The 19981-nt window shown below is 30.1% G+C and carries 16 protein-coding genes and 1 pseudogene; 8 read left to right on the top strand and 9 right to left on the bottom strand.

Going from position 1 to position 19981, the window contains the following annotated elements:
• The first annotated feature begins 29 nt into the window (after positions 1-29).
• Positions 30-2648, top strand: coding sequence for an AsmA-like C-terminal region-containing protein (locus tag AACZ53_RS04380; protein ID WP_339835101.1), 2619 nt, complete (start codon positions 30-32; stop codon positions 2646-2648).
• Between the two features lie 64 nt (positions 2649-2712).
• On the opposite strand, the gene AACZ53_RS04375 is transcribed toward AACZ53_RS04380, so the two are convergent.
• Positions 2713-3504, bottom strand: a complete 792-nt coding sequence (locus AACZ53_RS04375; RefSeq protein ID WP_339835099.1) for a DUF2797 domain-containing protein — start codon at positions 3502-3504, stop codon at positions 2713-2715.
• A 103-nt stretch (positions 3505-3607) separates the two neighbouring features.
• Between AACZ53_RS04375 and AACZ53_RS04370 the strand changes: the two genes are divergently transcribed.
• Together AACZ53_RS04370 and AACZ53_RS04365 are read left to right on the top strand one after the other, a co-directional pair.
• The gene (locus tag AACZ53_RS04370; RefSeq protein WP_339835097.1) at positions 3608-5131 is read left to right on the top strand and encodes a GH3 auxin-responsive promoter family protein; all 1524 of its coding nucleotides are present in this window, start codon (positions 3608-3610) and stop codon (positions 5129-5131) included.
• Positions 5132-5327: 196 nt separating this feature from the next.
• Positions 5328-7829 carry an outer membrane beta-barrel family protein gene (locus AACZ53_RS04365; protein ID WP_339835095.1) on the top strand — a complete coding sequence of 834 codons (2502 nt, stop codon included), beginning with the start codon at positions 5328-5330 and terminating at the stop codon, positions 7827-7829.
• 49 nt (positions 7830-7878) lie between these two features.
• Here the strand turns inward: AACZ53_RS04365 and clpX are convergent, their stop codons facing one another.
• The 8 genes from clpX to AACZ53_RS04325 all read right to left on the bottom strand — a co-directional run bounded on the left by clpX (position 7879) and on the right by AACZ53_RS04325 (position 16347).
• Positions 7879-9111, bottom strand: a complete 1233-nt coding sequence (gene clpX / locus AACZ53_RS04360; RefSeq protein ID WP_026718197.1) for an ATP-dependent Clp protease ATP-binding subunit ClpX — start codon at positions 9109-9111, stop codon at positions 7879-7881.
• A 49-nt stretch (positions 9112-9160) separates the two neighbouring features.
• Positions 9161-9835: an ATP-dependent Clp endopeptidase proteolytic subunit ClpP gene (gene clpP, locus AACZ53_RS04355; protein ID WP_339835092.1), complete on the bottom strand. Its 675-nt coding sequence runs from the start codon at positions 9833-9835 to the stop codon at positions 9161-9163.
• Positions 9836-9947: 112 nt separating this feature from the next.
• A complete protein-coding gene (gene tig, locus AACZ53_RS04350; protein ID WP_339835090.1) occupies positions 9948-11273 on the bottom strand; it encodes a trigger factor in 1326 nt (441 codons plus the stop codon).
• 99 nt (positions 11274-11372) lie between these two features.
• On the bottom strand, positions 11373-11717 hold the full coding sequence (locus tag AACZ53_RS04345) for a phage holin family protein (RefSeq protein WP_339835089.1): 345 nt from the start codon (positions 11715-11717) through the stop codon (positions 11373-11375).
• Between the two features lie 80 nt (positions 11718-11797).
• Complete coding sequence (locus tag AACZ53_RS04340; protein ID WP_339835088.1) at positions 11798-13369, bottom strand: G-D-S-L family lipolytic protein; 1572 nt, start codon at positions 13367-13369, stop codon at positions 11798-11800.
• 18 nt (positions 13370-13387) lie between these two features.
• Positions 13388-14635, bottom strand: a complete 1248-nt coding sequence (locus tag AACZ53_RS04335) for an outer membrane protein transport protein (RefSeq protein ID WP_339835086.1) — start codon at positions 14633-14635, stop codon at positions 13388-13390.
• A 119-nt stretch (positions 14636-14754) separates the two neighbouring features.
• Complete coding sequence (locus AACZ53_RS04330; RefSeq protein ID WP_339835111.1) at positions 14755-15516, bottom strand: alpha/beta fold hydrolase; 762 nt, start codon at positions 15514-15516, stop codon at positions 14755-14757.
• A gap of 117 nt (positions 15517-15633) precedes the next feature.
• Positions 15634-16347: a pyridoxine 5'-phosphate synthase gene (locus AACZ53_RS04325; protein WP_339835085.1), complete on the bottom strand. Its 714-nt coding sequence runs from the start codon at positions 16345-16347 to the stop codon at positions 15634-15636.
• 89 nt (positions 16348-16436) lie between these two features.
• Here AACZ53_RS04325 and AACZ53_RS04320 point away from each other — a divergent pair, with 89 nt between their 5' ends.
• The 5 genes and pseudogenes from AACZ53_RS04320 to AACZ53_RS04300 form a co-directional block, all read left to right on the top strand.
• Positions 16437-17096, top strand: coding sequence for an acetoin utilization protein acuB (locus AACZ53_RS04320; protein ID WP_339835083.1), 660 nt, complete (start codon positions 16437-16439; stop codon positions 17094-17096).
• Positions 17097-17098: 2 nt separating this feature from the next.
• Positions 17099-17983 (top strand): NAD kinase, encoded by an 885-nt coding sequence (locus tag AACZ53_RS04315; RefSeq protein WP_339835082.1) that lies wholly within the window; start codon positions 17099-17101, stop codon positions 17981-17983.
• 118 nt (positions 17984-18101) lie between these two features.
• Entirely contained in the window at positions 18102-18788 is a 687-nt protein-coding gene (locus tag AACZ53_RS04310; RefSeq protein ID WP_339835081.1) for a DUF6089 family protein, read from the top strand.
• Positions 18789-18793: 5 nt separating this feature from the next.
• Complete coding sequence (locus AACZ53_RS04305) at positions 18794-19531, top strand: isoprenyl transferase (RefSeq protein WP_339835079.1); 738 nt, start codon at positions 18794-18796, stop codon at positions 19529-19531.
• Positions 19467-19981: pseudogene (locus AACZ53_RS04300) on the top strand (outer membrane protein assembly factor BamA); the annotation flags it as partial. The gene AACZ53_RS04305 and the pseudogene AACZ53_RS04300, both read left to right, overlap by 65 nt.

The raw sequence follows: 19981 nt of genomic DNA, 5'->3' as shown, positions 1-19981 counted from the left end.
AATAAAAGTCACTTTATAAATTGAACCTTATGCTTAAGAAAATTTTAAAAATCACAGGAATTACTTTATTAGTTGTAATTATTGGATTAGTTGCAGCACCTTTTATCTTTAAAGACAAAATTAAAGAAATGATTGCTAAAACATTAAACGAAAGTATTGATGCAAAAGTTGCTTTTGAAGATGTAGATTTAAGTTTACTTAAAAATTTTCCTAAAGCTAATGTTACAATTAGTAAATTAAGTATTATCAATAAAGCTCCTTTTGAAGGTGATACTTTGTTTTATAGTGGTGAAACGAATTTAAAAATGAGCATCAAAGAATTATTCAAAGATGCTTCTGAAACCATAAATTTAGAAAGTATTTCTTCTGAAAACGGAATAGTAAACATCATTTTTAACAAAGATGGAGTTGGAAACTATGATATTGCCCTAAAAGATGACAAACCAGCTGATGAAAGCGATAGCAAGCCTTTTGCTTTAAACATACAAGATTATAAAGTTGAGAATCTTCGTTTTACTTATTTAGATCAAGGTTCGGATATAAAAATGGTTTTAGACAGTATTAATCACTCTGGAACAGGAAACTTTGCTGCACAAAAATTAGACTTAGACACAAAAACAACAGCTAAACTTTCTTTTGAAATGGAGAAAAACAAATACATGAAAAATGTAGCTGTTTCATTAGATGCTGTTTTAGGAATTGATATGGATAAAATGAAATTTGATTTTAAAGACAATAAAGCTTTAATCAATCAATTGCCATTAGAATTTAATGGGTTTCTTCAAATGGTTGATGATGGTCAATTATATGATTTAACTTTTAAGACGCCAACCTCATCATTTAAAAACTTTTTAGGATTAGTTCCAGAAGCATATTCAGGTGATATTAATAAAGTACAAACATCTGGTGATTTTACGGTAAACGGTAAAGTAAACGGAAAATTAACAGAAACTACAATTCCTAAATTCAACATTAAAATTGCTTCAAACAATGCAATGTTCAAATATCCTGATTTACCAAAAGCAGTAAAAAATATTGTAATTGATACAGATATTGTTAATGAAACTGGCTTAATGAATGACACTTACGTGAATTTAGATAAATTGTCTTTTTCTATTGATCAAGACGTTTTTAATATAAAAGCAAATATCAGAAATTTTGAAAACGCTTTAGTAAATGCAGAACTAAAAGGAACAATCAATTTAGCTAATGTTACAAATGCTTATCCGGTTCAATTAGACCAACCTTTATCTGGAATTTTAAAAGCTGATGTTGTGACTAAATTTGATATGAAATCTGTTGAAACTTCTCAATATCAAAACATTCAAAATTCAGGAAACATGTCAATTACTGGCTTTAATTATGAAGGACCCGAATTAGCTAAAGCTTTTAGAATTAATAAAGCCGCTATTGTTTTCAATACAAGTAAAATTCAATTAAATGAGTTTGATGCAAAAACTGGAAGTTCTGATTTGAATGTAACTGGTGCCTTAGACAATTTCTACGGATTTATGTTTAAGAATCAAGTTTTGAAAGGAAATTTTAACATGAATTCAAATAAATTGTTAGTTTCGGATTTTATGGAACCAACTACAAGTACTTCAAATGAAGGAAAAAAAACTACTGAAGCCGTAAAAATTCCTTCCTTTTTAGATTGTAGTATAACTGCAAAAGCAAACACTGTAGTTTATGATAATTTAAATTTAAAAGATGTTTCAGGAAACTTAGTCATTAAAGACGAAGCAATTACCCTAAACAATCTAAAAATGGGAGTTTTTGGAGGAAATATTGGCATGAATGGAACTGTTTCTACTAAAGGAAAAGTTCCAACATTTAATATGGATTTAGGTTTAAATCAAGTTAATATAGCTGAATCATTTACACAATTAGATATGTTGGCTAAAATTGCTCCAATTGCTGGTGTGATAAACGGAAAATTAAATTCAACTATAAAATTATCTGGTAATTTGACAAATGATATGACTCCAGATTTAAAAACCCTTTCAGGTGATTTAATTGGACAATTATTATCAACTACGGTTAATGATAAAAACTCAAAATTGCTTTCTACTTTAACCTCTAATTTGAACTTTATCAATTTAGATAAATTAAACTTAAATGACGTAAAAGCTGCATTAACGTTTAATGATGGAAAAGTAACGGTTAAGCCATTCGATATAAAATATCAAGATATAAAAGTAACTGTTGGCGGAACTCATGGGTTTGATCAAAACATAAATTATGATTTAAAATTCGATGTTCCAGTAAAATATTTAGGGACAGAAGTTAATAATTTGATAGCTAAATTAACTCCAGCAGATGCTAAGAAATTAGAAAGCATTCCTGTTAATGGAATGATGAATGGAAGTTTTGCTGCACCAAAATTCACAACCGACTTAAAAATGGCTACAACTAATTTAGTAACACAATTGGTTAAACAACAAAAGGACAAATACATCAACCAAGGATTAAGTCAATTGGGCGCTGCTGCTGGTCTTCCAACAAAAACAGATTCTACAGGCACAGCAATACCAAAAACCAAAGAAGAAGTTAAGGAAGAAGTAAAAACAAAAGCCACTGAAGTTGTAAAAGACAAAGTAAAAGATGGTTTAAATAACCTATTCAATAAAAAGAAAAAAGACGAGTAGATTTTTTAAAATAGTAAGTAAATTAAAAACCCTTTTCAATCAAATGAAAAGGGTTTTTGATTTTTTACAAACTAATCCTAACCACATAACCTTCATTACTTCTAATATTAAAAACAGTTCCATCCTCAAATAAGAGATATTGGCCTTTAATTCCGGATACTTTTCCTATAAATGATGGTGTTTTATCTAAATTTAAACTTTTTACTTTTTTTGGATATTCCAAAACAGGATAATGTAAATCTAACAATTCAACTTTAGGCATAAAAAAAGGTTTTGCTTCTGTTGGCAACCATTGTTCTGCTTTTAATCGTTCTGCTAATAAATCAACTTGAGGCACATCATTTTTTAACATTTTTTGCCAAGCGGTTTTATCTGCAAAATGATTTTTTAAAGCAACTTCGGTAATTCCAGCCAAATAACGATTTGGAACCTCAACAATTGGAACAGCTTGCACTGCTCCTTGATCAATCCATCGTGTAGGAACTTGTGTATTTCTGGTCACACCAACTTTTACTTCACTTGACAAGGCTAAATAGACAATGTGAGGTTGCAATTGCACTTTTTTCTCGTAAGCTAAATCTCTGTCTTCTATTTCTAAATGCGCTGTACTTAATTCAGGTCGCATAATCCAATCACCTACTGATGCACTACTCATAAAGCAATCATAACAAAATCCTTGACGAAATATTTTCTTTTGTTTCCCACAATTCAAACATTTAAACCCTTGAAAAACGATTTCAGTTTCTTTTCCAATTAACTGATTTACATTCAAAAAACTATTTTCAAAGACCAAATAGTACTGAATTGGCTTTCCTATTTCTGTTTGCATTTTGGTAAGTACACCTTCGTATGTCATTCTCGTAAAGATTTTGGATTAAAGTATTATATTCAGCAAAATTTGTTATTTTTGGTAAAGTTATAATTCGTATTTCGTAATTCATAATTCACAGTTTAAAAATATGGCGTTTCCGATCATAAATTCTATTGCTTCTTTTATTTTAAAAAAACGGATTCATCAAATGGAATTGTTTTTAAAATATCCGAACGAAGTACAAGAAGAGTTGCTTTTCAGTTTATTAAAACAAGCTGAAAACACTTTTATTGGAAAACAATACGAATTCAATTCTATCACAAATTACAAAACGTTTTCTGAAAGAGTTCCGGTTTCAACTTACGAAGAATTAGAACCCTTAATTGAACGAACCCGAAAAGGAGAACAAAATATTTTTTGGAATACACCTATAAAATGGTTTGCCAAATCTAGTGGCACAACAAATGCAAAAAGTAAATTTATTCCTGTAAGTAGTGAATCTTTAGAAGGTTGTCATTACAAAGCTAGTAAAGATTTATTGTGTTTGTACTTAAACAACAATGAAGATTCTCAAATGTTTACGGGGAAAAGTCTTCGTCTAGGAGGAAGCAAGCAATTGTATGAAGATAACAATACTTTTTTTGGAGATTTATCGGCTATTTTAATTGACAATATGCCTATTTGGGCTGAATTTAGTTCAACACCAAGCAGTACAATTTCATTAATGGGTGATTGGGAAAACAAAATGCCAGCCATAATTAATGAAACGATAAATGAAAATGTAACTAGTTTAGCTGGAGTTCCTAGTTGGATGATGGTTTTACTAAACAAAACACTGGAACAAACTGGAAAACAAAATATGTTGGACATTTGGCCAAACGCTGAAGTTTATTTTCATGGCGGTGTAAATTTTGATCCTTACAGAGAACAATATAAAAAGTTGTTTCCAAAAGACAATTTTCAGTACTACGAAATTTACAATGCTTCGGAAGGCTTTTTTGCACTACAAGATTTAAATAATTCTAACGATTTGTTATTAATGTTAGATTACGGAATATTTTATGAATTTATTCCAATGGATACTTTTGGACAACCAACTCAAAGAATTATTCGGTTAAATGAAGTTGAATTAAATAAAAATTATGCAGTTGTAATTACTACAAATTCAGGTTTATGGCGTTATATGATTGGTGATACAATTAGATTCACAAGTTTAAATCCTTATCGAATTAGAGTAACAGGAAGAACAAAACATCATTTAAATGTTTTTGGTGAAGAGTTGATGGTTGAGAATACCGAAATGGCTTTAACAGCTACTTGTAAAGAATTAAATTGTGAAATTATAGATTACACTGTTGCACCAATTTTCATGAAAGATAAAAAACAAGGGGCTCATGAATGGATGGTTGAATTTAAAAAGCTACCCGAAAACATGGTGACTTTTGGCGAAGTTTTGGATAGAAACCTTCAAAGTTTAAATTCAGATTATGAAGCTAAACGCCACAATAACATGACATTAAATCCGTTAGTATTAAATGTAGCCAAAACTGGTTTATTTTATGATTGGCTAAAAGAAAATGATAAATTAGGTGGTCAACATAAAATTCCAAGACTTTCTAACGACCGAAATTATATGGAACAATTATTGCGAATGCAATTAGTGAATGTTTAAAAAATCTATTATGAAAAAAATAATTGCTTTATTCTTACTTACTTTATTTTTAGTTTCATGCTCTAGCACACCAAGATATGGTTGTAATCCTAGAAGATGTGATGTAAGCCAGGTTCAACAATAAAATAAAAAAGTTTTGTAACATTTTTGATATTGATTAGTCTTATAAACAATCATCAATCAAATCAAAAATCAAATGAAACTAATTAAAAAGACATTTAATCGAAAATGTTTTAGCACTGCTGCATTTTCAAGTTCTATTCAGAAACTTACTTTAACTGCATTGTTTTTATTCAGCAATTTCATATTTGCGCAAGAAACTTCAAAAACAATTACTGTTAAATCTTCCAACGAAAAAATTCAATGTAGTAATGACAATACAGATCGTTTTTACACATTAGAAAGAAAACTTAACAACGAAGTTCTTTACAACAAATACTTCAATAAAATTGGTTGTGAGTTTACTATTACTGAAAATTTAGAACCAGGAAATTATACGCTAACCATTTTTACTTACGAATACGACCAAGAAGTTATTGCATTTGAAATTACTGCAAACAGCAAATCAATTACGCTAAACGATGTCGTTCTTGTAGAAAAAATAAACACATTAAAAGAAGTTGTTCTTACTGATAGAAAAAAGTATATCAAAGTTGAATCCGACAAAACCACAATTAATGTAAAAGATAACCCTTTGGTTAGTTCTGGAACAGCTTTAGATGCGATTAAAAAAATGCCTGGAGTTGTTGCTTCGCCAACTGGTGGATTTTCTTTAAATGGAAAACCAATTGTCATTTATATCGACGATGCTCCAAATTCTTTAAGTGGAAATGATTTAAAAAATTATCTTTCTTCACTTCCTGCAAAAGCCATTGACAATATTGAATTAATTTACAATCCTGGAGCTGCGTTTGATGCTAATGCTAGTGGTTCAGTAATAAATTTAGTTACAAGTTCTGTTCGTTTAAAAGGAATAAATGCTAATTTTAACATCAATTATAATTTCAACAAATACCAAAAACCAAGTCCACAAATTCTTTTAAACGGAAAAGAAAAAAACTTGAGTTGGCAAACTATGATTGGTTATAATTATATAGATAGCGAACAAAAATCGGAAAATGGTCAAACTTTTACTTCCTTTAATCCAAGTGAAACTATTATACAAGAACGACTGACTGTTTCTACCAATCGTAATTTTTATTCAAGAATTGGGACAAATTATAAGCTTTCCAAAAAATCAAATTTATTATTGAATTACAATGCTACTTTAAGCAATAATAGAAATGAATTTGATGCACAAACTTATGGATCAAGCATTCCAGATTATTTTAACGAAGGAATTTCTAAAAACAAATCAAGCAATCACGAAGTTAGTTTGCAATACAAAACTAAACTTGATACACTTGGAAGAAAGTTAGACATTATTGGGTTTTCTAATGTATTTTCAAACAATCCAAATTCGTTTTCAAAAGCTACAGAGAATAATACAAATAGTACTTTCATCACAAAGAATAACTTTGATTTATTAAATTATTATTTAAAATATGACTTTACAATTCCATTTCAAAAGTATAATTTCACCTTAACAACTGGTGGAAAATTCAATCACTTGGATGTAAATAATATTGGAAAATACAATTTAAACAACCCTATAACAAGTAATATTGATTTTGATTATGAAGAATCTAATTTAGCCTTTTATGCTGAAGCTAGAAAGAAAATTAATAAATTTAATTTCACTTTAGGACTGCGTTTAGAAGATTTCAATATTAATAGAACTGGAATAGTTGAAAACACTGCTAGTAAAGTTGAATTTTCGAACACTAATTTATTTCCAAATGTAAGTGCATTGTATCAATTGAGTGAAGAAATAAACATTTCCTCTTCTTATTCGAGAAAAATTAGACAGCCTAATTACAATACTTTAGATCCAAACGGAAGTAGTTTTGATCAATATAACACTTCTGGTGGTAATTTACTTTTAAATCCAGTATTTTTTGACAATTATGATTTTAAAATCACGGCTTTAGATTATGTGCAAGTTGGAACAAATTATAGTGTTGCCAAAGATCAAAATTTCTTTGTTTTTAGTGCAGAACCAAATGAATTAGTGAGTTCAAACACTTTTAGACAATTTGACCGTGTTAAGACTTTCAGTGCCTATGCTAACTTCCCAATTCCATTAGATTATTTCTTTAAAGGAAAAGACGTTTTTATGGAACGTTTGAACAATATTGACCGAATGAATTACATATATTTAAGTGTAAATTATATCAAAACAACCATTGATGGTTATGAATTTCCATTTAAACAAAAACCTATTTGGAATTATGCGGCTGAAGCTCAAATCTTATTGCCTTGGGATATTAGAAACAGCATTACTTACTATATTTTACCTCCAGGAAATTGGGAAATCTATGATGTCACAAAACCTATTCAGCAGTTTGATATTTCGTTCCAAAAAGAATTTTTAGATAAAAAATTAAAAGTCGGAATTCATGCTATTGATTTGTTCAATCAAAATAGTATAACTGCTCAAATTGCTGCACCAAACTTAAACACTAATTTCTATGAAAAGAATGATAGTAGAGTTTTTAGAATTTCGTTAAGCTACAATTTCGGAAATCTTAAATTAGATAAAGAAAACACAAACATTGAAACTGAGAAAGTTAAAAGTGGTGGCGGATTTGTGAAATAAGAAATCAAAAAAAATCCCGATTTAAAATTTAAATCGGGATTTTTAGTTTTTAAGAAACAGCTTTCAATCGCTGCAATAAATTTTTATTTAAACTTTGCTCTGCATATTCTTTAGTCACTAGTAGTGTTTTATCTTCAGAACCTGGCAAATCAAACATAGCATCTGTTAAAATAGCTTCACATAAAGAACGCAAACCTCTTGCTCCTAGCTTATATTCCAAAGCTTTTGAAACAATAAATTCTAAAGCACCTTCTTCAACTTCTAATGCAACATCATCCATTTCAAACAATTTTTTATATTGTTTTACTAATGCGTTTTTAGGTTCAGTCAAAATGCTTCTCAAAGTTGCTGCGTCTAATGGATCCATATGAGTAAGAACTGGCAAACGACCAATAATTTCTGGAATCAAGCCAAAATCTTTTACATCTTTAGGAATAATATATTGCAATAAGTTTTCTTTATCAACATTATCTGTGTTGATAGAAGAACTATACCCAACGGCTTGATGATTTAATCGTTTTGAAATTACACGTTCAATTCCGTCAAAAGCACCACCAGCAATAAATAAAATATTTTGTGTATTTACTTCAACAAATTTTTGATCTGGATGTTTTCTGCCTCCTTTTGGTGGCACATTAACAACCGTTCCTTCTAACAACTTCAACAAAGCTTGTTGTACTCCTTCTCCAGAAACATCTCTTGTAATAGATGGGTTGTCACTCTTACGAGCAATTTTATCAATCTCATCAATAAAAACGATTCCTCTTTCTGCTTTTTCAACATCATAATCCGCTGCTTGAAGCAAACGCGTTAAAATACTTTCAACATCTTCTCCTACATAACCCGCTTCCGTTAAAACTGTAGCATCAACAATAGCTAAAGGAACATTTAACATTCTAGCAATAGTTTTAGCCACTAGTGTTTTTCCTGTTCCGGTTCTTCCAACCATTAAGATGTTACTTTTTTCAATTTCAACATCATCTTCTGATGGCTTTTGCATTAATCTTTTATAGTGATTATATACAGCAACACTCATTACTCTTTTAGTTTGATCTTGTCCAATAACATAATCATCCAAAAATGCTTTTATTTCTCTTGGTTTATGCAATACTAAATCTGATAACAATTCTGATTTACCAGTTTGTTTGATTTCTTCAATTACAATTCCGTGAGCTTGTTCAATACATCTATCACAAATATGTGCATCGATACCAGCAATTAATAAATTAGTTTCTGGCTTTTTTCTTCCACAAAATGAACATTCTAATACTTCTTTTGCCATTTTTTTTAATTTAGATTTTAGAATTTAAAACTTCTAAAATCTGATTTTTTTATTTTCTTTCTAATACTTCATCAATCATACCATATTCTTTAGCTTCAGCAGCAACCATCCAATAATCACGTTCTGAGTCTTTATACACTTTATCAAAATCTTGTTTTGAATGTTGTGCAATAATATGATATAATTCGTCTTTTAATTTCAACATTTCACGCAAATTAATTTCCATATCAGAAGCAACTCCTTGAGAACCGCCACTTGGTTGGTGAATCATTACACGTGAATGAGGCAATGCACTTCTTTTTCCATCTGCCCCTGCACACAATAAAACAGCTCCCATTGAAGCAGCCATTCCTGTACAAATTGTAGCTACGTCTGGTTTAATAAATTGCATAGTATCATAAATTCCTAATCCAGCATAAACGCTTCCACCAGGTGAGTTGATATATATTTGAATATCTTTAGAAGCATCAGTACTTTCTAAAAACAACAATTGTGCTTGAACGATGTTAGCAATTTGATCATCAACACCTGTTCCTAAAAAGATAATTCTATCCATCATTAAACGTGAAAAAACGTCTAATTGAGAAACATTTAATTGACGCTCTTCCATAATGTAAGGTGTCATTCCTGTTGGTGTGATTTGTTTTACGATTTTATCATAATACAAATTATTTATTCCTTGATGCTTTGTCGCAAACTTTCTAAATTCTTTTCCGTAGTTCATATTATTATTGAATAATTAAATTAAAGTTAAAACAGATTCTGAGATTAATTCAGAATAAAAAACGCCAAACAAAAAAGTTTGACGTTCAAAGATAATTATTTTTTATGAGAAATTATTCTCCGTACATTTCTTTAATAAAGTCTTGGTAAGAAACTTCTTTTGTTTTAGCAGGAACTTTCTCTTTGTAAAGATTAATCATTTTTTCGCTCATAATTTGTTCAGACAAACGTTTGATTTCATCTTGGTTTGATAAAACTCTAGCAACAACTCCGTCAACCTCTTCGTCAGTTGGGTTAACTTGACCAAATTGAGCCATTTGTTTTTTAATTAAACTAGCAGTAAATGTTTTTAAGTCTTCAAAAGTTGTTTGAAGTTTGTTTTCAACGATAACTTTTCCTTCAATCAATTGGTAACGTAATCCTTTTTCTGATTTTTCGTATTCTTCTTCAGCTTGTTCTGCCGTTAAAGGATTTTCACCAGCATTTTGAATCCATTTTTTTAGGAAAGCTGCTGGTAAATCAAATTTAGTATTTTCAATTAAAGACTCCGTAACATCATTTAAGTATTTTTGATCGGCTTGTTGTGTAAATTGACCTTCAGCGTCTTCTTTAATTTTTGCTTTTAATTCTTCAACTGATTTTACATTTCCTTCTCCAAATAATTTATCAAATAATTCTTGGTTTAATTCTGCTAATTCAGTTGCATTGATTTCTTCAATTGTAAAGTTTACATCAACATCTAAACCATGAACATCTTCATGAGAAACTTTTAAGTAATCCATTAATTTATGGTCATCATCAAAAAGTCCTTTTGTATTTAAGACAACTACATCTCCAACTTTTTTTCCAATAAATGCTTTTGCAGTTTTTTTATCTTTAAAGATATCTAAACCAAAAGTTGCTCTGTTTTCAATTCCTTTTTCCTCATTAGAGAAAGTTCCTGAAACGTCAAAACCTTCTTCAAGTTTATCTTTAGGCATTAATTTACCATATTGTTTCTGAATTCTTTCTATTTGTTCTTTCAACATAGCTTCATCTGCTATAATTGTGTATTGAGTTACATTCGTTTTTGAAGTTAAATCGACTTTAAAATCAGGAGCTAATCCTAATTCAAATTCAAATTTGAAATCTTCTTTATCCCAGTCAAAATCTTCTGTTACTTTTGGAAGAGGATTTCCTAAAATATCTAATTTTTCTTTAACAAGGTAGTCGTTTAAAGACTTTTGTAAAAATTTATTTACTTCATCTAACAAAACTGCTTTACCGTATTGCTTTTGAATAACACTCATTGGCACAGCACCTTTTCTGAATCCTGGAATATTAGAGTTTTTTCTATAATCTTCTAAAATTTTAGCTACTTTATCTGAATAATCTCCTTTTGCAACTGCTACAGTTACTATTGCATTTAATGCGTCAACGTTCTCTCTTGTAATGTTCATTTTTACTTTTTTTTCCTAATAAAATTGGGTTGCAAAATTATAAAAATTTTGCAACCCAAACAAGTTTTTAATTAATTGAAATTCATAGACATAAAAACTTTAGCTTTTCTCTACGAAAATATTATTCAAAATAGACTGACCTAATGACAATAGCAGACTAAACAATAAGGCGTACCAAAAACCTGAAACTCCAAATCCGTCAATAAGTTTATCACAAATTAAAATAATTACAGCATTAATTACCAATAAGAAAAGTCCTAGAGTAATAATTGTAACAGGAATTGTAAGAAATATCAATATTGGCTTTAAAAATATATTTAATAACGATAAAACAACAGCAACAATTAAAGCTGTAGTAAAACTATCAACAGCAATGCCGGGTAAAAAATGTGCTAATACAAAAACTACAATCGTAGAGATCAAAAGCCTAATAAGTAAATTCATAGTATAAATTTTATTTTAAAGATAAAAAAAAGACACCAAAAATGGTGCCTTTTTTTAAAATTATTTATTTTTTTAATCTTTTAATTTGTTGCAACTATATTAATTCCAGGGAAATAAGAAGGGTTTAAAAACGGCATGTTAGATTTGTAATGAGCGTTAATTACCTTAATAATTTCATTAGCAATAACAGCATAACCTCTTGAATTTGGGTGAACACCATCTAGAGAAAACAATACTTTATTTTCTGTGGCAGCTCCACTAAAATAATTTGCAGTATAGATTTGACCGTTAACCGAACGTAAACCATTTACCAAAACACCTAAAATAGCATTCATATCTGCAACTGCAAGGTTTTTAGAAGCAGCAATAGATTTAATAGCTGCATTATATGCATTAGTTGCATTTGCAATTGCTAATTGCTCTGAAGGAATTAAGATATGTTGATCTTGAAGAGGATAAGTAACTCCATATTTATCTAAAGGAGCAGGTACACCTGCAGGAGCAGTTCCTATAACTCCACTTGTTGTTAACAATACTAAGTCATCAGCAGTAGCTTGACGTGCTTGACCAAAAACACTTCCATAAAAAGCAGCAGTTGCAGCTCCTAGTGTAGGTGTAAAAGCAGCAGTTAATTGAGCTGATAAATTTGTTAAAGACTCATCTTTGATTAACAAAGGATTACCAGCTGTTGCACTCAACAAGTTAATTCTTGAACCTGCACCGAATGCTGTTAAAGCTTGTTTTAATGGCCCATATAATTGAGCATTTAAAGCAGTAATATTTGACGCCCCACCAACTGCTGCTGCAGTTACAGGATTATAAGGAACAGTTGTAAAGAAAGGAATAGAAGTTACACTTGGAATAGTAGCAACAACACCTTTTGCACCATTTTGAGATAAACCCGTCACAGCACCAAAAGCAGGACTTGTTCCTCCGTTAACGATTAAACTATAAACTCCAGCAAAAACCGTTGGATCAGTGATATCGTTTGGTCCATATGTTTGAGGATTAAAGTTTCCTGTTTGATCTACTCCAACTCCACCAGTAGTTGCATATGACAATACATCATTTGCTCCTATCCAGTTTGTAAAAAATGTTGGATTTTTAGTCATTGCGTCTCCTAATACAGTTGCTGTATTTGATGTTGCATGTCTCACATAGTAAGGATTTGCTGCAGGAAAATTTGCAGGATTACCATAGCCAGGAACTAATAAATGAAATGATTTAGCTCCAGGAACACCCATATTATTATATGCTGTAGCTTGTGGAGTTAATGTAATGGTAGAAGTTCCTGCTAGAGGCTGAGGAGCTCCAACAGAAGCATTAATAACTAACCTCGTATTAAAACCAGGCAAACCTGAAATACCTCCAAGATTATTTACATCTTCTTCATAAGAAGGCTGAGTAAATACTCCACCACCTACTGTAGCAAATTGTTGCGACAATAAATTAGGGAACGAATTAGCTTGTCCACCTATAGAAACAGTTCCATCCATGTAACCAGCTGTTAATGAATTTCCAACAGCAACATAGGAAGAGAAATCTGCTTCTCCAGCTGTATAATTTGCATCTACTGCATTTTCAAATTCTGGTTCACAAGAAACTAATCCTGCCATTGCCAAAACTGATAAGTATATAAATTTATTTTTCATTTTTATTAAAATTTTTGATTAGAAGCTGTAAGTTACACCTACACCTGGTGAGAAAACTGACGATTTATAAGTACCTCCGAAATCAGGGTTTGCCGTACCAGAAACAGGATCAGTAGAATAATCATATGAATTGTCTATTTCGTCAAAATGTAAATACAATAACGATAAGTCAATTCCGAATTTTGGATTTAACTGATAAGTCAAACCTCCAGTATAACCCATTGATTCATTTCTTGGTGTTTCAGGAGCAAAATAGCCGTTTTGTACTGGACTTTCGTCAAAATACCAACCTGCTCTGAACGTAAATTTATCATTTGCTACATATTGAGTACCTACTCTATATGTACTTGTGTTTTTATAGTTTCTTGGATTTAATGACTCCGTACCATTACCAAATTTAACATCTAATGCCTTATAAACACTCCACATAGTATAGTTATAATCAAAAGCAACTAACCATTTATCCGTAACTTGATAAGACAACCCAGATGTAACTTCAGCTGGCAAAGGTAAATCAGCGTTAAAAGTTGTATTTGGAACTTGGTTAAAATCTGGTAAATCTGCATAAGTTGCATCACCATCTCTTGCTTCCATGATTATTTCTGAACGATAATTAAACCCTAATCTTAATTTACTAGTTGGGTTAAACATAAAACCAACATTATAACCCCATGCTGTGATTCCTGTTGAATCTAATGTCACATCCGATCCACTTCCGTTAGCAGATAACAATGGGTTTATTGATAGGTTTCTATTAAAATTTACTGAACCAGTAGCTAAAATTGGTCCTCCACCAAAACTAAATTCATCTCCTACTCTTATAGAAAAAGTTGGCTGAATAAAAATAGCTTTTAAATCAATATTATTTACTAAATGTGCACCTTGCCAATCTTGATCCCATGCCACGGAACTTCCATAAGGAGAATAAATAGCTAAACCTGCCGTTAACCAATCTGTTACTTTGTAAGTAGCATAAACATTAAACGGAGTTCCTACATTGTCTGAAGAAGCTTTCCAATTATACTCTGAATTTTGAAATCTTGTTTTAGAAAACAATGCACTTCCACCAACTGACAAATTAAATTTATCTTTTAGATAAGCCATCCCTGCAGGATTAAAAAAAGCTGTTTCAGCACTATTTACTATAGCAACACCAGTATGCCCCATAGCTAATTGTTTTTGTCCTTGGATACTTACTCTATATCCTCCTGCAAAAACAGTAGAGCTAGCCAAAGCAAAAATTGTTAAAGAAAGTAATTTTCTCATAATTAAATTTAAGTTAGTTTTTTGAATTTGTTAAAATCAATACCTCAAAATTAATACAAATTATGAATTTTACAATTTTTTTAACAAAAAAATTATGCATGCATAATAAATTTGCCTTTTTATTTAAGAAAATTTATGGTTTCAGTATAAAAATCCTTAGGGTTTTCAGCATGTAGCCAATGTCCCGCATTTGAAATTGTTGCAATTTTTACATCTGGAAAATGATAACGAATAGTTTCAAAATCAGAATCTAAAATATAATTTGAATTTGAACCTCTTAAAAACAAAGTAGGTTTTTCAAATGTATTATCGATTGGCAAAGCTTTACCTATTTCTTCTATTTTTTTATTAAAAACAGCTAAGTTAAATCTAAAGGCTAATTGTTCCTTTTCTTTCCAATATAGACTTTTTAACAAGAATTGCCTTGTGCCAAAATCTGTAATATAATTGGAAACAATTTCTTCTACCTCACTTCTGCTTGGTTGTTTAGAAAAATCTACTGCATTTAATCCTTCTAAAATAGGCTGATGATGTTGTGGATAAAACTTGGGTCCAATATCCGCAATTATTAGTTTTTCAACTAAATCTGGAAATAAAGTCGCTAAAAGCATGGCCGTTTTTCCACCCATGGAATGTCCAAGTAAAATAATGTTTTCCAATTTATGAAACTCACAATACGCTTTAACATCAATTGCCATCAGTTCGTAGCTAAAATCTTCTGAATGAAAACTTTTTCCGTGATTCCTTAGGTCTAACATGTGAACTTGAAATCCATCTTCTGCAAATTGAGAACCTAAAGTTTTCCAATTGTCTGACATACCCAAAAACCCATGAAGAATTACAAATGGTTTTCCATTACCTTCTATTCGTGAATTTAATATCATTATTTTATTTTTTATTGATTGTGCGTTAAGGATTGTAGCGGCATCCTTTTTTGAAAAAAAAGATATAGCGAAAAGCCTGACCTCGTTTTTTTCTAACGAGGTAACGCCCAAAAATTATTTCATTTTATTAAGATACATGTTAACTACATTGTCAAAACCTAAATACAAAGATTCTGCAACTAAAGCGTGACCAATTGAAACTTCCAATAAATCTGGAATATTTTGTTTAAAAAACTGAATATTATCTAAACTTAAATCGTGACCTGCATTAATTCCTAAACCTAATTCATTCGCTCTTAAAGCAGATTGAATATAAGGTTCAATTCCTTTTTTGTTTCCTAAACCATATTGATGCGCAAATGCTTCGGTGTATAATTCAATTCTATCGGCACCAGTTTCTTTTGCTCCTTCTATCATTTCAATAGTTGGATCGACGAAAATTGAAGTACGAATTCCATTGTTTTTAAATTCCTGAATAATTTCTTTTAGAAAATCTTTGTGTTTAATTGTGTTCCAGCCAGCGTTTGAAGTTAAAGCATCATCCGCATCTGGAACCAAAGTAACTTGAGTTGGTTTGATTTCTAAAACCATATCCATAAATTTCTTTACAGGATTCCCTTCAATGTTGTATTCGGTGCAAACTACATCTTTTAAATCGTAAGCATCTTGATATTTGATATGTCGTGCATCTGGTCTAGGATGAATAGTGATTCCTTGTGCACCAAATTGTTGTAAATCTTTAGCAACTTGAAGTAAATTTGGCACATTTCCACCTCGAGAATTTCTTAAAGTTGCAATTTTATTAATATTAACTGATAACTTTGTCATAACTTTGTTTTTTAACTTGTACAAAAATACAAAGTCTAATAGGTTTAGTCTTGTATTTTTTGATTATTTTGCAAAAGAAATTAAACTATATGCACAATTTAATAGATTACATAAACTTTGACATTAAACCTCTAAAAACAACTCAAACTATTGCAGATGCGCAAGATTTGTTTTTAGAAATACCTTATTCACATTTTCCAGTGACTGAGAACAATGTGTATGTTGGTTGTCTTAGAAAAGAAGATGCCGAAGTTCTAAATGAAAACTCATTGATTAGTGAAAACAAATTTGACTTTGAACGTTTTTTTGTAAGAGATTCAATGATTTGGCTTGATGTTTTAGAAGAATTTGCCAAAAACGAATGTAATATTATGCCTGTTTTAAATGAAAAAAACGTGTATATTGGCTATTATGAACTAGAAGATGTCATTAAATTCTTTCAGGAGAGTCCGTTTTTAAAAGAAGAAGGAGGGATAATTGTAGTTCAAAAACCTAAAACTGATTATTCAATTAGTCAAATAAGTCAAATTGTCGAAGGAAATGGCGGAAAACTTTTAGGTCTATTTATTTCAAACATTAATGAACAATTGGTTGAAGTAACATTAAAAATTTCTCAAAGCTACATGAACGAAATCCTTCAAGGTTTTAGAAGATATGAATATGTAATTATATCTGAACATCAAGAAGATTCCTATTTAGAGAATTTAAAGGAACGTTCTGATTATTTAGACAAATACCTAAATATTTAATAATGAAAATAGCTTTATTTGGAAAACACTACCAAAGCGACACCATTGAAATAATTTGTCAGGTTATTGATGTTCTAGAGAAAAATGGAGCAGAAATTTGTATTGAAAAAAAGTATTTTGATTCTATAAAAGAAGAATTTGAATTAATAAAAGAATATGAAACTTTTAAAAAACATGATGATTTAAATGAATCAATAGATTTTCTAATCAGTATTGGGGGTGATGGTACAATTTTAAGAGCAGCTACTTTAGTTAGAGACAAAAATATACCAATTGTTGGGGTAAATGCTGGTAGACTAGGTTTTTTAGCAACCGTTCAAGTAGAGAACATTAATACTTTTTTACCAAAATTGTTTACTAACGATTTTAAAATTTCAAAAAGGACATTGATTAGTTTAAAATGCTCTCCTCCAAATGAAGATTTAAGAGATATTAATTTTGCATTAAATGAAGTCACAGTTTCTAGAAAAGATACAACTTCGATGATTACCATTGAAACTTTTTTAAATGAAGAGTATTTAAATTCTTATTGGGCAGATGGCTTAATTATAGCAACTCCAACAGGCTCGACAGGTTATTCATTAAGTTGTGGTGGACCAGTATTAATGCCAGAAAATTCTAGTTTTGTAATTACTCCAATCGCTCCTCATAATTTAACAGCGAGACCTTTGGTTATTCCCGATAACATTGAGATTAGATTAAATATTTCTGGAAGAGAAGATCAATTTTTAGTTTCATTAGATTCAAGAATCACTACAGTAACAAAAGAAACTTCTTTAACAATAAACAAAGCTCCTTTCGAAATCAACATGGTTGATTTTTTTGAAGAAGGCTTCTTAAAAACTATACGAAAAAAACTACTTTGGGGTGAAGATAAAAGAAATTAAAACTCTTTTAGACCTATAATATATTACTTTCCGATTTTTTGCGTTACTAATATTGAGTAAAAAGTTGCTTCTTTATGAAGTTAAAACATCAATATTGTTATATTTGCAATCTGAAAAAATGAAAAAACTAGCTTTAATTATATTATTTACAGCATTTATTACTACTACCAAAGCACAAATACATGAGGTTGGTGTGTTTCTTGGGGGCACAAACTATGTTGGGGATGTAGGCAAAACTACATACCTCGACCCAAATGAGCTTGCTTTTGGTTTTATTTACAAATGGAATAAGAGTATTAGACATTCTTATAGATTTAGTTACATGCAAGGAGGAATTAAAGGAAATGATTTAGACTCTAAAGTTCCAAGTAGGAATTTAAGAGAATATAGTTTTACAAATACCATTAAAGAGGTTTCGGCCGGAATTGAATTTAATTTTTTCCCGTTTGATCTACATCAATTTGACATGCAGTATACACCTTATGTTTTTACAGGTGTGAATTATTTTTGGCATAATGATTTTGAAAGTGATAATATTAATGTCGGAAAGGGATTTGATTCTGGAAAATCATTTTCTATACCAATGGTTTTAGGATTTAAAGCAAGAGTTGCACATTCTTTTATTATTGGGATAGAAGCTGGAGCAAGATATACTTTTTCGGATAATTTGGACGGAAGCAATTCTCCAAACGATAATTATAAAAATATTCGTTTTGGAAATTTAAATAGTAATGATTGGTATGTGTTTACAGGAGCAACATTAACTTATACTTTTGGTGAAAACCCATGTTTTTGCCCTCAATAATATAAATGAATTATTTAGAACAAATAAACGACAAAAAACTTCCCAACCATTTAGCAATTATAATGGATGGAAATGGTCGTTGGGCTAAACAAAAAGGTTTTTTAAGAGCAATCGGTCATGAAAATGGATCAAAATCTGTTAAAGCAACTGTTGAATCTTGTGCTAAGCTAGGAATTGCAAACCTAACATTATATGCCTTTTCAACAGAAAACTGGAATAGGCCCAAATTAGAAGTAGACACATTAATGAAATTATTAATTTCTTCCTTAAAAAAAGAAGAAGCAACATTAATGAAAAACAATATAAAACTTAACGCAATTGGTAACTTAACGACCTTACCTACAAAAGTTTTAAAAGAATTACAAGAAGTAATAGAAAAAACAAAGAACAACAACAGAATGACTTTGACTTTAGCTTTAAGCTATGGATCAAGAGAAGAAATCATTCAGGTTGTTAAAAATATTAGCAATAAAGTTAAAAATAATATAATTTCTGAATCGGCTATTGACGAATCAATTATTAATCAGCATCTTTACACGCATAATTTACCAGATGTAGATTTAGTAATCAGAACAAGTGGCGAACATAGGATCAGTAATTTTTTGTTATGGCAAATAGCCTACGCGGAATTTTATTTTACTGATGTATTATGGCCTGATTTTACAGAAAACAATTTGTATGAAGCAATTATTAGTTACCAAAAAAGAGAACGTAGATTTGGAAAAACAAGTGAACAATTATAAAAGAAATTCTCTTTTAAACAAAAATATCAAGTTAAGCGCGATATTGTTTTTATTTTTAGGCCTATTCAAAATTTCTGCACAAGAAAGTGATTTTGAAAATGGTAAATCTTATATTTTAGCAGATATAGAAGTTACAGGAAAAGTAAATTATAACCCTCAAACTATAATCACATTTGCTGGTTTAGAAAAAGGGCAAAGTATAATTGTACCAGGTGAAGAAATTAGTACTGCTATTAAAAAGTTATGGAAACTAGGATATTTCAATGATATTAATGTTTATGTTAATAAAATTCAAAATGACAGTATTTATTTAGAATTAAACATCAACGAATTACCAAAACTTGCTGATGTAAAAATAACAGGAGTTAAAAAAGGAAAGAAAGAAGAACTAATTAAAGACAACGATCTAAAAAAAGGAAAAATTGTCAATGAAAACTTAATTACTACTAC

Origin of the sequence: uncultured Flavobacterium sp., from assembly GCF_963975005.1 — a bacterium.
In the GTDB taxonomy this organism is placed as follows: domain Bacteria; phylum Bacteroidota; class Bacteroidia; order Flavobacteriales; family Flavobacteriaceae; genus Flavobacterium.
The sequence above is the reverse complement of the archived record's forward strand: the minus strand, read 5'-3'. Positions and strand labels throughout refer to the sequence as shown.